This window comes from Nocardia sp. NPDC003963 (assembly GCF_053605105.1).
The window spans coordinates 1,065,306-1,085,044 of sequence record NZ_JBSGIP010000001.1; the positions used below are offsets into that span (position 1 = coordinate 1,065,306).

The following is a 19,739-nucleotide window of genomic DNA, read 5'->3' on the forward strand; positions in this document are numbered from 1 at the left end:
TCGTGGAGTACGAATGGCACGCATCCAGCGAACCGTTCCTTCGGCACTTCGAGGTCGCGGCCTGGGAAGTGGTGGAGGTGCTGTACTCGCCGCAGCGGTGGTCGCGTCCGGCGGCCACCGCTCAGGGACTGGCGGTGCTCACCGTATGGGGCCGCACCGAGGGCGGGCGGCCGCTGGTGGTGGTCCTGCGACCGCGTTCGTATCCCGACCGGTGGCAGATCCTCATGGCCGCACCCATGGGGTCACGTCAGCTCGCCGAATTCACCACATGGGAGGCGACCCGAGATGAATAACGAACACGAACCCGGTTTCCCGCGCAGCGCCGCCGAAGCCGACCAGTTCCTCGACGAGTTGGCCTTCGACGACACCGTGCAGGTGCCGCCGCTCCCGCCGGCCACCGACGAGATCGAACGCGGTATGGTCACGACTTCGCTCAAGCTGCCGCAGGATATGCGCGACCGTATCCGTGAGGTCGCCGCGGCACACTGCATCACACCGTCGATGCTGATCCGCCAGTACATCGAACTGGGCCTGTCCAGCGAACAGCCCGAACGGATGATCCCGCTGTCGGACGCCATCCGCGTGCTGTCCAGCCTGCGCCCCACCGCCTGAGGTCGCGTGGGCGCCGGGCCGGATGACGGCCCGTGCGGCTCTCGCCTGCGCGCGGTCCGCTGCAGCCCCGGACATGCCGGCTCTCCCGCGTGCCGTCGCGGGCATCCCGGCCGCCGGGCCGTGACGACACGATTACCCGGCAGATTTCCGCGTCGATCACGCAATACCCGATTGCTTATCCTGACGAACTACCGGAAATCGCCCGTAAACCCTTCTTTTCCCCCGCTGTGGCGGGCTGTGAGAATCGTCGTTGCGGACCTCGCCGGACCTCGCTTATTATGGCGTTCCGAAGCTGGTCGTCGAGATTTCCGAGAATGCACTTCGACGACTGCCGGTCCGATTGCCGGAATTGCGGCAGATCGGCACGACAAAGGGGTTCCTCCGATTGTCGGGGTTGTGGGGAATCCACCGGGACAACTGGCACAGAGGTAAGCCACGGCCAGAAGGCGATTTGGTGCTACCGATGAATATCGACGATGTTCGCCCCCCGCTCACCGACCCCGACTCGGTTTCGAGCCATATACGTGACCTGCATGTATCCCACCTCTGGGATGGTAACGATGCGTGCACGAGCAGTGCGGAACCCCTCTGTGCAGGGCCCGCCGGGCGGCGACTCAGCAGCCGTCCGGCTCGGCGAAGACGGCGCAATATCTAGCTTCTCACGGCGACTACGGCGATAGGTCGAGCGCGCCTCCGGAACCTGCCGGAAACATAACCGTCAGGTCTCGCTCATCCCAATTTATTTCCATTCGGAATCGAATTCGGGAGATCGGGTGCTGCATTCCCTGGGCAACGATGCAGAAATATCTCGAATCGGCGACATGAATTGTCGTTTCAATAATATCCCCTGCGCATTCGGGGAAGCCGCCGGCGGTTCTTCGGAGCAGCTTCCCCGTTACGGGAAATTGGAGGACAGGTGACCCAGTCCGAGCGCAAAATCGACAGCAGCCCGAGCCGGACCGGCTCCACGCAGCCCGGCCCGTCCACGACGCCGGCCGGTCCGGCCTACGGTAACGGTTCGGGCGCGCAACCGGGCACCGGTACGTTCACCGGGCCGTCCCGCCGTGACATCCTCCGCCTGTCGGCCGCGCAGCGCGGAATCTGGTTCGCCCAACATCTCGCCGGTTCCTCACCGATCTCGGTCGCCCAGTACGTCGAGATCATCGGCGAACTGAAAACGGATCTGCTCATCGAAGCGTGCGAGACCGCCGACCGCGAGTTCGGCTCCGGGCATATCCACCTCATCGAGGTGGACGGCGAGCCCTGTCAGTACGTCGACGAATCCGTCGGATCCCCGGTATCGGTAGTGGATCTACGGCGCCACAACGATCCGGCCGCGGCCGCACACCGCCTCATGGTCGAGGACTACGCGGCGCCGCTGGACCTGCTGGGCGACCACCTCATGAAGAGCGTTGTCTACCAGGTCGGCGCGGACCACTACCTGTGGTATCAGCGCGCCCACCATATCGCGCTGGACGGATTCGCCGCCGTGACGATGCTGCACCGCATCACCGAGCTCTACAACGCCTGGATCGAAGGGAACGACGCACCGCCCGCGACCGCGAAGTACCTGGGCGAGATCATCGAGCAGGACCTGGGCTACCGGGGGTCGGAGCGGTTCGAGAACGACCGCAGGTACTGGACCGAACACCTCGCCGGCGCTCCGCCCGTGGTCAGCCTGGCGGGCCGCGTCAGCAAACCGACCATCCATCCGGAACTCATCAGCGCGTCCCTGCCCGCGGAGACCGCGCGGCTGCTCGACCATGTGGTGGCCGAGCGCGGTACCAGCGTCACCCCGATCGTGGTCGCGGCGTTCGCCGCCTACCTGGCCCGGATGACCGGAAGCGACGAAGTGCTGCTGAGCCTGCCGGTGTCGGGTAGGCATTCCGCGGTGCTGCGCCGTTCCGGCGGCATGGTCGCCAATGTGGTCCCGCTGCGGGTCGCGGTCGCCGGCCGCACCGTGGGTGCGTTGATCGACGCTACGCAGAGCGAACTCACCAGCGCGCTGCGGCGTCAGCGTTACCGCCAGGAGGACATCTTCCACGATATGGGGATCGCACGGGACGAGGCCGCGTCGTTCGGGCCGGCCGTGAACCTCATGATGGTCGAGAACGAGGTCGTGTTCGGTGAGACGACCGGCCGCCTCAACGTGCTCACCTCCGGCCCCACCGCCGACCTGTTCGTCAACATCTACCCGGGTGCCGGGCGTGAGAGCACCCATATCGATTTCCAGGGGAACCCGAACGTCTACAGCCGTGCCGAGCTCGCCGACCACCACCGGCGATTCCTCATGTTCCTGCACGAATTCCTCGCCGGAGGTACGGAATACCGGGTCAGCGGCCTGCCGCTGCTGGAAGCGCGGGAACGCGCCGCGCTGCTACCCGTCCGGGGTCCGCGCGGCACCGGAACCCGGCTGTTACCCGATATCTTGTCCGACAGCGCTGCCGCGTATCGCGACAACACTGCCGTGGTCGCACCCGGCCGGACGGTGACCTACGCCGAACTCGACACCAGATCCTCGCAGCTGGCCCGGCATCTCATCACGCTGGGCTGCGGCCCCGAGACCGCGGTCGCGATCGTGCTGCGCCGTTCCGTCGAATCGGTGGTCGCCGCGTGGGCGGTCGCCAAATCCGGTGCCGCCATCGTGCAGATCGATCCGGAGTACCCGTCCAAACGTATCGAGCACATGGTCGTCGACAGCGGCGCGCGGGTGGCGATCACCCTCGATGACCATCGGGATCGGCTACCGCGGCAGGTGCGCCCGGTCGTCCTCGACGACCCGGCGACCCGGCACGAGTTCGATTCCGCCGCCGGCGATCCGGTGACCGATACCGACCGGATCCGGCCCCTGCGGCCCGGTAATCTCGCCTACCTGACCTACACGTCCGGCTCCACCGGTCTCCCGAAAGGCGTACAGGTCACCCATACCGGGCTGGCCAACCTCATCGCCGACCGCAGTGGAACACACGGTATCGACACGACATCGCGGGTGTCCTATGCGCTCTCACCCAGCTTCGATGCCTCCCAGGAACAGTTCCTCACCTGCTTCGCGAACGGGTCCACGCTGATCGTCGTACCGCCGGAGGTGATCGGCGGTGACCCGCTGACCCGGCTGCTCGCCGAAGAACGCGTCACCCACCTGATCCTGACGCCCGCCATGCTGGCGACCGTGGACCCCGAACCGCTCACCGATCTCCGCGTCGTCGTGGTCGGCGGCGATGTCTGCCCGCCGAACGTCATCGAGCGGTGGACCGGATCCGCGGTGATGCACAACGAGTACGGCCCCACCGAGGCCACCGTGACCGCCGCCGGGACGCCGGTCGACCCCGGTCGCGAACTCACCGTCGGCGGCCCGATCCGGGGTGTTTCCGCCATGGTGCTGGACCGGACCCTGCAACCGGTGCCCAGGGGCACCGCGGGCGAACTGTATCTGGCCGGTCCGGGCCTGGCCCGCGGCTACAGTCACCGCGTCGGCGAAACCGCGGCCCGTTTCGTCGCCGACCCCTACGGCACTCCGGGAGACCGGATGTACCGGACGGGCGATCTCGCGCGCTGGTCCTCCGCCGACCACGACGAGTTGGCGCTGGAACTGATGGGACGTAGCGATTTCCAGGTGAAGATCCGTGGCTATCGGATCGAACCGGGGGAGATCGACGCCGCCCTGACCGGCCACGAGGACGTGGAACTGTCGGTCACCGTGCCGGTGCAGAACAAGGCCGGCGCGACCGTACTGGCGTCCTATGTCGTCCCGATCCAGGGCCGCCGCATCGATACCGCCGGACTCCAGCGTTTCGCCCGCGAATCCCTGCCTCCGCATATGGTCCCGGCGGTCATCCTGCCGATGGACCGCCTGCCGGTGAACGCGTTCGGCAAAATGGATCGAAGCGCCCTGCCCGAACCCGATTTCGCGACCGCGCCCGCCGGCCGGGCACCGGCCACACCCCGGGAGAACCTGATGGCGAGCCTGTTCGCCGAAGTTCTCGGGGTCGGCGATCCCGGGGCGGACGACAGCTTCTTCGCGCTGGGCGGCGACAGTATCCTGTCGATCCAGCTGGTGGCCCGGGCCAAGGCCGTCGGATTGAGCTTCTCCACCCAGGATGTCTTCGAGTGCAAGACCGTCGCCGGGCTCGCCGCCGTGGCCACCGAGGCCGGTGACGCACCGCTACTGGCCGAATTGCCCGGCGGCGGTGTGGGGCCCATGCCGCTGTCGCCCATCATGCACGCCATGCTCGGCCGCGGTCATTACACCCGGTTCGCGCAGGCCACCCTGGTCCAGCTACCGGAGCACGTCGAGGACCCCGACCTGGTCCGGGCCCTGCAGTCACTGCTGGACCACCACGACATCCTGCGCGCGGTACTGCGCGGCGCCGAATCGCTGGATCGGTTCGTCGACGTTCTCGACCAGGGCACCGTCGACGCCGACGCGGCCCTGCTGCGGGTGCCGCTGGAACAGCGCGACGCCGCCGAGGTGGACGCACAGCTCCAGGCGGCCGCGGATCGGCTGGACCCGGGCAACGGGGTACTGCTGCAGGCCGTCCGGCTACAGGACAGCACGGGTTCGGGACCCGACCTGCTGTGGCTGGTGATCCACCACCTGGCCGTCGATGCCGTATCGTGGCGGATCCTGCTCACCGATCTCGCCCAGGCCTGGGCGCAGGCCGCCGAGGGCGGCGAACCGCATCTTCCCGCGCCCAGCACTTCGGTGCGGCGCTGGGTACACGGGCTGGTCGAACAGGCACCGGCCGGACGTGCCGCGGAACTGGAGCTGTGGCAAGGTGTCCACGCAGCGGGCGACCGGCTTCTCGGCGCCCGGCGCCTGGACCCCGAACGCGATGTCGCGGCCACCGCCGGACAGATCCGGATCCGGATCCCGGCCGATGTCACCGAAGCCGTGCTCACCACTGTCCCGGCTCGCTTCCACGGCAGCGCCAACGATCCACTGCTGACCGCGCTGGCCCTGGCGCTGGGTGAATGGCGGCGCCGGCGCGGTATGAACGCCGGTGCGGAACTGATCACTCTGGAGGGCCACGGCCGCGAGGAACAGGCCGTACCGGGGGCCGATCTCAGTGCCACGGTGGGCTGGTTCACCACCCGATTCCCGATCCGTCTCGAATTGCGGGATATCGATCCGGAGGATGCCTTCGCCGGCGGTCCCGCCGCGGGTCGCGCGATCCAGCAGGTGAAAGAGCAGCTGCGGGCGGTGCCGGACAACGGTATCGGCTACGGGATGCTGCGGTATCTGGACTCCCGGGGTAGGGCCGAGCTGGGGAGCTCGCCGGAACCTCAGATCAGTTTCAACTATCTGGGGCGGGTGGGTGTCCGCGAACTTTCGGGGGCGTGGACACCCACCCGTGAATTCACCTCGCTGACCTCCACCGGCGATCCGCGGATGACGCTGCCCGCCCTGCTCGATATCAACGCGATCGCCGAACCGGGACCCGAGGGACTCGAACTCGAAGCGACCTGGGAGTTCGCCGCGCAGGTCCTCGACGCCACCGAGGTCGACGAACTCGCCGGACTCTGGGTGCGCGCGCTGCGCTCCCTCGCGGGACATATCCGGTCCGAATCCGCGGGCGGTTTCACCCCGTCGGATTTCCCGCTCGTCACCGTTACGCAGGACGAGATCGACGACTGGACGCGCGACTACCCGTCGCTGACCGACGTGTGGCCGCTGACCGCGTTGCAGGCCGGGTTGCTGTTCCACGCGATCTACGACCGCGACACCACCGACGGGTACACCGTGCAGGCGGCGCTGACCTTCGCCGGGGAAGCCGACGCCGAGCGGATGCGCTGGGCCGCGCAGGCACTCGTCGACCGCCACGACAGCCTCCGTACCGCGTTCGTCGAAAGCGCCGGCGGACCACGCCAGCTCGTACTCGGCGACACCCGTGCCGACTGGCAGTACACCGATATCAGCGATATCGGTGACGCCACCGACCGCGACCACCGGCTCCGCGAGCTCGCGGTCGCGGCGGCAGCCCCGTTCGATCCGGCCCGGCCGCCGCTGCTGCGGTTCCATCTGATCCGCACCGCCGCCGACGAATGCCGGCTGCTGGTCACCAACCATCACATCGTGCTCGACGGCTGGTCGATGCCGCTGCTCATCCACGAACTGCTGTCGCTGTACGCGTTCGGCGACGCGGCAGCCGAACTCGCGCCGCCGCGTTCCTACCGCGACTACCTCCAGTGGCTGCACAGCCGCGACTCCACGGCGGCGACCGCGGCATGGCAGCGGATGCTGGCCGGGATCGAGAGCCCGACGCGGGTCACCGGCCGCGCGGACCGGACGACCACCGCGCGCAGCGGCGAGGTCGGGCTGAAACTCGATGCCGCGACCACCGCCGCGCTGCTCGATCTGGGCCGCTCCCACGGGGTCACCGCCAATACCTCGATCCAGGTGGCGTGGGCGCTGCTGCTCACGGTGCTGACCGGCCGGTCCGATGTGGTGTTCGGGAACACGGTGTCGGATCGCCCGCCGCATATCCAGGGCGTCGAGCACATGGTCGGCCTCTTCATCAACACCCTGCCGGTCCGGGTACGGCTCGATCCCGGTGAGACCGTCGCCGATCTGCTGGTCCGTACGCAAACCGAGCAGGCCGCCATGCTCGATCACCGCCATATCGGTCTGGCGGAACTGCAACGGGCCACCGGTGTCGCCGATATGTTCGACACGGTCACGGTGCTGGAGTCCTATCCGCTCGACCGGGAGGGCCTGGCCCGTGATCTCGGCGCGGCGGGACTGCGGCTCGTCGATCTCGACGCCCAGGACGCGACACCCTACCCGTTGAGCCTGCAGGTGACCCCGCCGTCGCGGGATGCCGCCGATACCGAAGAGTCCGCGACCCATACGGTGACCCTGCGGTACGCCGGCGACCGCTTCGAGCCCGACGACGCGCGCACCCTGCTCGAACGTTTCGAGCTGCTGCTGACCCGGCTCGTCACCGATCCGGAACGCCCGGTCGCTGCGGTCGCCACGAACTGGGATCCCGAACGAGCGGAGCTGCTCTCGGTACACGGCGAACCTCCGGTCGCCGAACGCAGCCTGTACGACATCCTGTCCCGCACCGCGCGCCGATACCCCGACGCTCTCGCCGTCCGCCACGGCGATACCGCCCTGACCTATCGTGAACTGGAACAGCACGCCGACGCACTGGCCCGGCGACTGATCACCCGCGGCGCCGGCCCGGAAACGTTCGTGGCGCTGGCGCTTCCGCGATCCGTCGAGCTGGTCGTGGCGGTATGGGCCGTGGCACGGACCGGCGCGGCCTTCGTCCCCCTCGATCCGGCCAACCCGCCCGAACGTATCGCGGAGCTGCTGGCCGATTCACGCAGCGAACTGGGCGTGACGATCGACGCCGTCGCCCGGCAGCTGCCGGATTCGGTCGACTGGTTCACCGTGGACGCCGCGCAGCTCCCGGCCCCGGCCCGGAAACCGGTCGTCCCCGGGCGTCTGCTACCCGACAACACCGCCTACGTGATCTACACCTCCGGGTCGACCGGTAAACCGAAAGCAGTACAGGTCGGCCACCGCGGCCTCGCCGATATCGCTGCCGCTCAAGCCGAAGCGTTCGGCACGACCACGGATTCGGTGGTGCTGCAGGTCGCCTCGCCGGGATTCGACGCCTCCGTATCGGAGTTGCTGCTCGCGCACAGCAGCGGCGCCTGCCTCGTCGTGGCGCCACCGGAGGTATACGGCGGTGACGATCTGGCGCGACTACTGCGCGCCGAACGGGTCACCCACGCCATCATCACCCCGTCGGTACTGAGCACCATGGACCCGGCCGGTTTGCCGGCGCTCACCACGGTCGCGGTGGTCGGCGAGGCCACGGGATCCGACATCGTGCACCAGTGGGCACCCGGCCGCCGGCTCATGAATCACTACGGCCCGACCGAGACCACGATCTGGGCGACCGGCTCCGATCTCCTGCGTCCCGGCCAACCGGTCACCATCGGCGGCCCGATCCGCGGTGCGACCGCCGCGGTGCTCGATATGTGGCTGCGCCCGGTACCGGTCGGCACAGCCGGGGAACTGTACATCGGTGGTCCCGGGCTGGCCCGCGGCTACTTCGACCGGCCGGCCACCACCGCGGCACGATTCGTCGCCGATCCACGATCGACCCACGGGGACCGCCTCTATCGCACCGGCGATTCGGTGCGCTGGGTACGCGGCCGCACCGGCCTGGAACTGGAATACCTGGGCCGGGGCGATCAGCAGGTGAAGATCCACGGTCTGCGGATCGAACCCGGCGAGGTCGACGCCCATCTGGCCCGGCACTCCGCCGTCGCCCGCGTCGCCACCGTCGCTCAGCAAGGCCCCGCCGGTGAGCCGGTACTGGTCTCCTATGTCGTTCCCACCCCCGGAACGACGCTGGATGTGGCGGCCCTGCACGATGATCTCGCCGCCGAGCTGGCCCGCTACATGAACCCGGCGGCGATCGTGGAACTGGAGTCGATGCCGCTGACCCCGGTCGGCAAGATCGACCGGAAAGCGCTGCGCGAACGCGCGTTCCTCGCCGAACAGGCGGCCGGCCGGCCACCGTCCACATCCGCCGAACAGGTGATGGCGCAACTGTTCGCCGAGGTACTGCACCTGGACACCGTGTCGGCGGAGAGCAACTTCTTCACCCTCGGCGGTGACAGTATCGTCTCCATGCGGCTGGTGGCGCTGGCCCGCGCAGCCGGGCTCACCCTCACCCCGCGTGATGTGTTCGACGGCAAAACCGTCGCCGCCCTCGCCGCACTGGCCCGCAGCGAATCCGACGCGCCGACCGCCGCGGATCTACCCGGTCGCGCGCGCCGCATCGAGGACCGCGCGTACCGTCCGGCCGACTTCCCGCTGGTCTCGCTCGGCCAACCCGATATCGAGCAACTGGAACAGCGCTACAGCACACTGGCCGACGTATGGCCGCTGTCGCCGATGCAATCCGGTATCCACTTCCATTCCACCTTCGACCCCGGCGTCGGCGACAGCTACACCGTGCAGACGGTCATCGGTTTCACCGGTCACGTCGACGGTGAGCGGCTACGCCGCGCCGCGCAGGCGGTGGTCGACCGGCACGACATCCTGCGCGCCGCATACGTGGAAACCCCGGTCGGGCCGTGTCAGCTGGTACTCGACCACGCCGAAGTCCGTTTCCAGGAGATGGATCTCGCGCTCGGCGACGGTACCGACCCGACGGCCGAATGGGACCGGATCGCCACCGCGGACGCCGCGGCCGGTTTCGACCTGTCGGCTCCGCCGCTGATCCGCTTCACCCTCATCCGCGCCGCCTCCGGCATGTCCCGGCTGCTGATCACCAACCACCATGTGATCCTCGACGGCTGGTCGATGCCGTTGATGCTGCGCGAACTGCTCGAATACTACGGAGCGCCGGAACATATCGGCGCCGCCGGACCTGCCCCGTCCTATCGTGACTACCTGAGCTGGCTCGCCCGGCAGGACCTCGCCGCGTCCCGGGCCGCGTGGGCGCAGGCCTACGCCGACGTCGATTCCCCCACCCTCGTGGCCCGCGGCGCCGGCCCGGCGGGCTCGGTCTCGGCCACCGAGGTCACCGCCGAACTCCCGGCCGAACAGCTCGCACACCTGCGCGCGGTGGCCGCCGATGCCGCCGTCACCCTCAACACCGCCGTCGCCGCCGCCTGGGCACTGAACCTGCGCACGCTGACGGGCGAGACCGATGTGATCTTCGGGTCCGCGGTCTCGGGCCGTCCACCCGAACTCCCGCGAGTGGAGCAGACACTCGGCATGTTCCTGAACACGATCCCGGTCCGGGTTCGGCTCGACCCCGCGGTCTCGCTGCGCGAACTGCTGACCCGTATCCAGGCCCAGCACGCCGGTATGCTCGACCACCACTACATCGGGCTCCCCGATATCCATCGCAGTGCCGGCGTGACCGAGCTCTTCGATACCGCGATCGCGTTCCAGTCCTTCCCGGTGGACCGTCCGGCCCTGCAGCAGCTCGTCGAATCGGCGGGCCTGCGCGTGGACGAGATCAGTGGCGTCGACGCCACCCCGTTCCCGCTGAGCCTGGTGGTAGCGCCGAAGCAGGACGAGGACGGCGCGGGACAGAGCCTGCACATCACCCTGCGCTTCCTCGACCGCGAATTCGACACCCCGCAGGCCGGCCGGATCCTGGACCGCTTCGTGGAACTACTGCACCGGATCGCCCACCAACCGGCAACGAGGCTCGGTGAACTCGCCCCGGACGATCCGGCGAGCCCGGTACTGCCCGCCCCCCGCGCCGAGAACCTCCCCGAGATCACGCTGGGCGCCCTGTTCACCGCCACCGCGGCCGCCCACCCCGATGAGATCGCGGTCACCTACGGTCCGGTCGCTCTGACCTACCGGCAACTCGACGAACGCGCGAATCACCTCGCCCGGCTGCTGCTCCGCCGCGGCGGCCGCCCGGGTGTCCTGGTCGCCGCCGCGCTGCCCCGCTCGCTCGACATGATCGTCACGATCTGGGCCGCGGCGAAAGCGGGCGCCGCGTTCCTGCCCATGGACCCGAATCTGCCCCCGGACCGGACCGAGTTCCTGCTGTCGGACTCCGGCACCACTCTCGGGCTCACCGACCGCGCCTCCCGTCCACAGCTGCCCGACAGTATCGACTGGCTGATCGTCGACTCCGCCGCGAGCAGTGAACCGGACGAGCCCGCCCCGATCACCGACGCCGAGCGCGGCGGACCCGTCCGGCCGGCGCACCCCGCGTACGTGATCTACACGTCCGGATCCACCGGAACACCGAAGGGTGTGCTGGTCGCCCACCACGCGCTGGCCGAGGTCGTGGCGGCCCAGCGCAGCATTCTCGGCGTCGGTTCCGACGCGACCGTTCTGCAGGTCGCCTCACCCAACTTCGACGCCTCGGTGTTCGAACTGCTGATGGCGCACGGTTCCGGCGGCCGGTTGGTCGTGGCGCCGGCGGATGTGTACGGTGGCCCCGAACTGGCCGATCTGATCCGCCGCGAACATATCTCCCACGCTGTCCTGACCCCGTCGGCGCTGGCCACCCTGCCCCGCGAGGGACTCGACGACCTGCGGATGCTCTCCACCGCCGGTGAACCGGTCGGACCGGAACTGGTCGAACAGTGGGCCCCGGACCGCACCATGGTCAACCTGTACGGGCCCAGCGAAACCACGATATGGGCCACCGCAGACAGCGCGCTGGCCGCGGGTGCTCCCATCACGATCGGCCGGCCGGTCGGGCCGGTTTCCGCCACCGTCCTCGACACCTGGCTGCGACCCGTCCCCGCCGGAGTCGCGGGCGAACTGTACCTGTTCGGTCCCGGGCTGGCCGATGCCTACATCGGCCGCCCCGGACTCAGCGCGGCCCGGTTCGTGGCCTGCCCGTTCGACGGGCCCGGCCACCGCATGTACCGCACCGGCGATATCGTGCGCCGCAACCACGACGGCGCACTGGAGTTCGTGGGACGTAACGACTTCCAGGTCAAGGTGCGCGGCAACCGGGTCGAACTCGGTGAGGTCGATGCCGCCCTGGGCGCCCGACCGGACGTCTCGTTCGCGGTGACCGTGCCGCGCAGTACCGAGGGCAGGCCCGTGGTGCTGGTGTCCTATGTGGTGCCCGCCCCGGGGGCGACCGTCACCGGTGCGGAACTCACCGCGGCGCTGACCGAAGCGCTGCCCGCGTACATGGTGCCCGCCGCGGTGCTGCTGCTCGACCACATGCCGCTGACCTCCAACGGGAAACTCGACCGCGACCGCCTTCCGGAGCCGGTTTTCGCCGTCCGGGAGTTCCGGGCGCCGGGCACACCGGTGGAGACCGTGATCGCGGAAGCTTTCGAACATGTCCTCGACGCCGAACGGGTGGGTGCCGACGACGACTTCTTCGAACTCGGCGGTGATTCGCTCAGCGCCTCACTGGTGGTGGCGCGAGTCGGCGCCGCCCTGGATGTCCGGGTGCCGGTGCGGGCGATGTTCGAAACACCCACCGTCGCGGGTCTCGCCGAATACACGGCCTCACTGCACGGTGGCGACCGCGTACCGCTCACCGCGGGAGCACGCCCGGACCCGGTCCCGCTGTCGCTGGCACAGCAGCGCATGTGGTTCCTCAACCGCTTCGAACCGGAATCGGCCGCCTACAACATCCCGGTGATGCTGCGACTAACGGGCCGCCTCGACATCGCCGCCCTGGCCGAGGCCCTGCGCGATATCGCCGATCGCCACGAGGTGCTGCGGACGATCTATCCCGAAACCGCGGGTGAGCCCGAACAGGTGATCCTGGACGAACCCGAGGCAGCCCTGGAACCGGTACCGGTGGACGAGGCCGCGATCCCCGAAGTGGTCGGCGAATTCCTGCGCCGCGGCTTCGATGTGACCGTGCAGGTGCCGATGCGCGTCGGACTGTTCGAAACCGGTTCCGGTGACCGGCCCGCCGAGTACCTGCTGGTGCTGGTGGTCCACCATATCGCCGGTGACGGCCAGTCCATGGGTCCGCTGGCCCGCGATGTGATGCGGGCCTACGCCGCCCGGGTAGCCGGACACGCACCCCTGTGGGAACCCCTGCCGGTGCAGTACGCCGATTTCGCCCTGTGGCAGCGCCGGATGCTGGGATCCGCGCAGGACCCCGGCTCGCTCATGTCGGCCCAGCTGGAGTTCTGGCGCGACACCCTGGCCGACGCACCCGACCGGATCGACCTACCGTCGGACCGGCCCCGCCCCGCCGTGGCCTCGCTGGCCGGTGGCCGGGTCCCCCTCGAAATCGGCGCGGATCTGCACCAACGATTGATGGATCTGGCGCACGCGCGCGGTTCGTCACTGTTCATGGTCCTGCACGCCGCCGTCGCGGTACTACTCGGCCGCTCCGGCAACACCGACGACGTGGTGATCGGCACACCGATCGCCGGACGCGGCGAACCCGGCCTCGACGATCTGGTCGGGATGTTCGTCAACACCCTGGTACTGCGCACCCAGGTCCACCCCGGCGAACCCTTCGCCGACCTGCTGACGCGGACGCGGGAAACGGATCTCCAGGCATTCGAACACGCCGACGTCCCGTTCGAGCGGGTCGTGGAGGAGCTGAAACCGCAGCGGTCGCCGGACCGGCATCCACTGTTCCAGGTGGCGCTGGCATTCCAGAACCTGTCGTCGGTCGATGTGGTGCTCCCCGATGTCAGAGTGTCGCGCGCCGAAGTGGATACCGGTATGTGCCAGTTCGACCTGCAGCTCATCGTTTCCGACAACTACGGGAGGGGCGGTGCGGCACAGGGCATCTCCGGAATGATGATGTTCGCGCGCGACCTGTTCGACGAAGCGACGGTCGCCGTGTTCGTCCAGCGGCTGATCCGGGTACTGGAAGCCGTCGCCGCCGATCCGTCCACCGCGGTCGGTGATATCGACTGGCTCGATACCGACGAACACACCACCCTCGTATCCCGCGTCGGACCCCGTATCGAGGGTGCGCCCGCACTGCTACCGGACGCTTTCGCCGCCGCGGTCCGGGACAACGGTCCCGGCACGGCCCTTATCGCCGGCGATACCGCACTGACCTACACCGAACTCGATATCCGGTCGAACCAGTTGGCACGCGCGCTGATCCAGCGCGGCGCCGGACCGGAGGATCCGGTACTGGTCGCCGCGACGCGGTCGGTGGAATCGGTGATCGCGTGGTGGGCGGTGGTCAAATCCGGTGCCACCTATGTACCGGTCGACGCCCGCTATCCGGCGAGCCGGATCGAACAGATGATCGTCGATTCCGGTGCCACGCTAGGCGTCACGGTGACGGCTGCCCGCACCGAACTACCCGACGCCCTGGACTGGCTCGTCCTCGACGACGCCTCCGTGCGCACCCGGATCCGGGCACTGCCCGGCGACCCCGTCACCGACGCCGACCGGCGCGCCCCGCTCCTGGCCACCCACACCGCCTATATCGTCTTCACCTCCGGATCCACCGGCGTCCCCAAGGGCGTCGTCGTGGAGCACCGCGCCATCGCCGATTTCCTCGCCGCCCAGCACGCCTGGCACCACACCGGACCCGATTCCCGGGTACTGCATTTCGCGTCACCGTCCTTCGACGCCTCGCTACTGGAGATCCTGCTCGCGATCGGTGGCGCCTCCACGCTCGTCCTGGCACCGGCCGGTATGTACGGCGGCAGCGAACTCGCCGCCCTGCTCCGCACCCAGCGGGTCACCCACGCATTCGTCACCCCGGTCGCCCTCGCCTCGGTCGACCCCGCCGGACTCGACGACCTGCAGGTCGTCATGGCCGGCGGCGAAGAGGTGCCCTCCGAACTGGTGAACCGGTGGGCCGGCACCGACCGGGCCGGTACCCGGGAATTCCGGATCCTGTACGGACCGACCGAAACCTCCGTCGTCGCCACCAGCGCACCCCGCATGCTGCCCGGCGACCGTCCCCGCATCGGCGGCCCCCGAGCCGGAATGCGGGCTCTGGTACTGGACGACCGGCTGCGGCCCGTACCCGTGGGAGTGGCGGGCGAACTGTATCTGGCCGGCCCCGGGCTGGCACGCGGCTACCTCAACCGGGCCGCCGTCAGCGCCGGCCGCTTCGTCGCCACTCCCTACGGTGAACCCGGCCTGCGGATGTACCGCACCGGCGACGTCGTACGCTGGAACGCCGACCACGACCTCGAATTCGTCGGACGCAACGACTTCCAGGTCAAGGTGCGCGGCTTCCGGGTGGAACTCGGCGAAATCGATGCGGTGTTCAACGCCCGCGACGATATCGCGTTCACCGTCACCGTCCCACGCCGCGACGGTGTCGGCCCCGTCCTCCTGGTGTCCTACGTGGTACCGGCGCGGGGCACCGCTGTCTCCAGCGAAGAACTCAGCGCGGCGGCCGCCGCGAAACTGCCCTCCTATATGGTCCCCGCCGCGGTGATGGTCCTCGACGAGATCCCGCTCTCACCCAACGGGAAACTCGACCGCAAGGCCCTGCCCGCACCGGTACTCCAGGCCAGGCAGTTCCGGGCCCCGTCCTCACCGGTGGAGGAGATCGTGGCCGGGGTGTACGCCGAACTGCTCGGCGTCGACGGCCCCGTGGGCGCCGACGACGACTTCTTCGAACTGGGCGGCAACAGCCTGGTCGCGACCCGCGTCGCCGCCCGGATCGGTGCCGCCCTCGACGCCTCGGTCCCGGTATCGATCATCTTCGAGGCACCCACCGTCGCGAAACTGGCCGCCCGTGCCGAATCACACGCCGATACCGGCCGGATCTCGCTCACCACACAGCAGCGCCCGGATCGTATCCCGCTGTCCTACGCCCAGCAGCGGATGTGGTTCCTGAACCGGTTCGAACCCGATTCCGCCGCCTACAGCATCCCGATCGTGATCAGGCTGACCGGACGGCTCGATATCGACGCGCTCCGCACCGCCGTCGACGATGTGATGACCCGGCACGAAGTACTGCGCACGGTCTACCCACAGTTCGAGGGCACCCCGGCGCAGGTCGTGCTACCCGCCGCCGGCGCGATGCCGCCGATGGCCGTCACCCCGGTCGAACGAGCCGACCTGGTCACCGAACTCTCGGCTTTCGTATCGGCAGTGTTCGATGTGACCACCGAAGTGCCGTTCCGGGTGCGCCTGTACGAACTGGGACCCGACGAGTGGATCCTGGCCGTGGTCCTGCACCACATCTCCGGCGACGGATCATCGCTGGCCCCGCTCGCCCGGGACATGATGGCCGCCTACTCGGCGCGGCTGCACCACGAGCCGCCCGCCTGGCCGCCGCTGGCCGTGCAGTACGCGGACTACGCGCTGTGGCAGCACAGCGTCCTGGGCACCGAGGAGGACCCCGATTCGCTGCTGCACGCCCAGATCGACTACTGGACCGAACAGCTCACCGACCTACCGGCGCTGCTGGAACTTCCCACCGACCGGCCGCGGCCGCCCACCCAGACCTACGCGGGCGCCAATGTCCCGATCGAACTCGATGCCGAACTGCACGCGAAGCTCGAAAAGGTCGCCCGGGCACACAACACCACTCTGTTCATGGTGTTCCACGCGGCACTCGCGGCCACCCTGGCCCGGCTGGCGCACACCGACGATATCGCTATCGGGACCCCCTACGCCGGGCGTGGCGAACCCGAACTCGACGACCTGGTCGGCATGTTCGTCAACACGCTCGTCCTCCGGACCCGGCTCACCCCCGGAATGTCGTTCACCGAACTGCTCGAACATGTCCGCGGCACCGACCTGGCGGCCTTCGGGCACGCCGATGTCCCGTTCGAACGGCTGGTGCAGGAACTGAACCCGGTACGGACCCACGCCCACCACCCGCTGTTCCAGGTGATGCTCGCCTTCCAGAACCTCGCCACCACCGACTTCGAACTACCGGGACTGTCGGTGTCTGCGGTCGAAGCCGATACCGGAACCTCCCTGTTCGACCTCCAGATCACGGTATCGGACTCGCACGATGCCGCCGGCGCGCCGACCGGCATCACCGGCGGTATCACCTACGCCACCGACCTCTTCGACGAGGCCACCGCCACCACCTTTGTCGACCGCCTCCTGCGACTGCTCGACGCGATCGCCGGCGACCCCGCCCGGTCCGTCCACGATGTGAACCTGCTCGATCCCGACGAACGCGACGCCGAACTCGTGTGGTGGAACACCACCGCCTACCACCTCGGACAGGACGAGACACTCGCCTCGGTGTTCACCGACTCGGTGCACACCCACCACGATCTGCCCGCCGTCACCACCGCCGACGAAACCCTCACCTACGCGCAGTTCGCGTCCCGCGTCAACCGGCTGGCCCGGCTGCTCATCTCCCGCGGGGTGGGCCCGGAAACCCTGGTGGCACTACAGATGCGCAGATCGCTGGATCAGGTCACCGCGATGTACGCGATCCTCGCCGCCGGCGGCGGATACGTCCCGATCGACCCGGACCATCCGGCCGAACGGATCGACTACATGCTCGACACCGCGCATCCCGTCATGGTCCTGTCCACACTGGACGGCCTCGATGCCTCCGGATTCGACGACAGCCCCGTCACCGACCGTGAGCGTCACATCCCGCTGCGGCCGGAGAACGTCGCCTACGTGCTGTTCACCTCCGGTTCCACCGGACGGCCCAAGGGAGTATCCGTACCGCACCGCGCAGTGCTCAACCAGCTGCGCTGGATCAACGGAACGTATTCGCTGACCCCCGATGATGTGGTCCTGCAGAAGACCCCCGCCACCTTCGACGTCTCGGTATGGGAATTGTTCGCCACCCTGATCGCGGGTGCGCGGATGGTCATCGCGGCACCCTACGGACACACCGACCCCGCCTACCTCGCCGAAACCATCGACGCCCACCAGGTCACCGTCACCTCGTTCGTACCCTCGATGCTCGCCGCGTTCGCGGACGCCGCCCCGCCGGGATCGCTGGCATCGGTACGGGCACTGCTCGTGGGCGGCGAGGCATTCGGCCAGGACGTCGTCTCCGCCGCCCGCCGGGTGATGCCCGATGTCGACCTGCACAATCTGTACGGGCCCACCGAATTCACCTTGCACGCCACCGAACACCTCGTCACCGGAGACGACACCGGCAACATCCCGATGGGCACACCGGTCTGGAACGTACGCGCCTATGTGCTCGACAGCCGACTGCAACCGTCACCCCCCGGAGTCGCGGGAGACCTGTACCTGGCCGGCCGTCAGGTCGCCCGCGGTTACCAGGACCGGCCCGGTCTCACCGCGGAACGATTCGTACCCGACCCGTTCACCGCGGGGGAGCGGCTCTATCGCACCGGCGACCTGGCTCGCCGGCTGCCCGGTGGCGAACTGGAATACCTGGGCCGTACCGACTTCCAGGTGAAGCTACGTGGCCTGCGGATCGAACTCGGCGAGATCGAAGCGGTTCTCGCCGAACACGACACCGTCGCCCGCGCGATCGTCGCGGTACACACCGCCCCTGCCGGTGACCAGCTCGTCGGCTATCTCGTCCCCACCGCCGGCGCCACCGTCGACCCCGACGCTGTTCTCGCGCACGCCGCCACGGAACTACCCGGCTACATGGTCCCCACCACCGTGATGGTGCTCGATACGGTGCCTTTCACCGCCTCCGGCAAGCTCGATCGCGGTCACCTGCCGGAGCCGGAATTCGCGGTAGGGGAGTTCCGGGAGCCGGCGTCCTGGCTGGAAGGAGAAGTCGTCCGGGCCTACGGTCACGTGCTCGGCGTGGAACGTGTCGGAGCCGACGACGACTTCTATGCCCTCGGCGGCAACTCGCTGCGTTCGGTGCAGGTGGTGAGCGAGCTGAAGAAGGAACTGGACTACGACGTCCCGATCAGCTGGATATTGACCGACCCGCGCCCGGCCGATCTCGCGAAGCGGATCGAATCGGGGATGCGTTCCGGCCACACCTATACCGATCCGGCGGCAGCCTTCGGTTTCGATGTCCTGCTGCCGATCCGCACCGGCGGCGACCGAGCTCCCCTGTTCTGTATCCACCCCGCCTCCGGCCTGGCCTGGAGCTACCGCCCGTTCGCCGAATACCTCACATCCGACCGGCCGATCTACGGTATCCAGGCTCCCCAGATCAGTGGGGACACTCCCGGGCCCGCCACGATCGAGGAGACCGCCCACCGCTATTTCGCCGAGATCCGGCAGGTCCAGCCGCACGGCCCCTACCATCTGCTCGGCTGGTCGCTGGGTGGCCAGATAGCCCATGCGATCGCCGTCGAGATGCGGGCGGCGGGTGAGCAGGTCGCCCTGCTGGCCCTGCTGGATGCCGAGGCCGGCGCTATCGATCCGGCCGAGCTCGCCACAGTCACCGCCGGTGAACTGATCAGCAACCTGGGGCCGGTCCTGGGCATCGATTTCGTCGACGAGGACGCCACATCCCAGGAAGCCGCCGACCTCATCAGGCAGCATCTGGGAGAGGGGTTCCCGGTGGACGCGGACATGATCCAGCGGATGACCGACGCCTACAACCAGTCCATGCGCGCAGCGAGTATGTGGCGGCCGCAGGTCCTGGACGCCGATCTGCTCTACTTCACCGCGACGGTGGATCGCAGCCCCGACGCCACCGGCTACGAAGGCTGGACGCCGGTCGTCCGCGGCCGGATCTCGAATACCGATATAGACGCCACCCACCTCGCCATGACCGATCCGGCGGCCGTCGAGCAGATCGCCCGAATCCTCGACGCCCACCTCGACTGAACTCGAT

3 protein-coding genes are annotated in these 19,739 nt (G+C 68.7%); all 3 read left to right on the plus strand.

The genetic code is table 11. The annotated features are described in order from the left end of the window. Positions 1 to 2 precede the first annotated feature (2 nt). Positions 3 to 293, plus strand: a complete 291-nt coding sequence (locus tag ACWEWT_RS04975; RefSeq protein WP_452556262.1) for a hypothetical protein — start codon at positions 3 to 5, stop codon at positions 291 to 293. Further along, positions 286 to 612, plus strand: a complete 327-nt coding sequence (locus ACWEWT_RS04980) for a hypothetical protein (RefSeq protein ID WP_452556264.1) — start codon at positions 286 to 288, stop codon at positions 610 to 612. The genes ACWEWT_RS04975 and ACWEWT_RS04980 overlap by 8 nt, the downstream gene beginning before the upstream one ends. Positions 613 to 1,528: 916 nt before the next feature. After that, positions 1,529 to 19,732, plus strand: a complete 18,204-nt coding sequence (locus tag ACWEWT_RS04985) for an amino acid adenylation domain-containing protein (RefSeq protein WP_452556266.1) — start codon at positions 1,529 to 1,531, stop codon at positions 19,730 to 19,732. Positions 19,733 to 19,739: the final 7 nt, after the last annotated feature.

Coding starts and splice junctions, on each gene's coding strand:
- ACWEWT_RS04980 (WP_452556264.1), top strand. CDS start 286: ATGAATAACGAACACGAACCCGGTTTCCCGCGCAGCGCCGCCGAAGCC.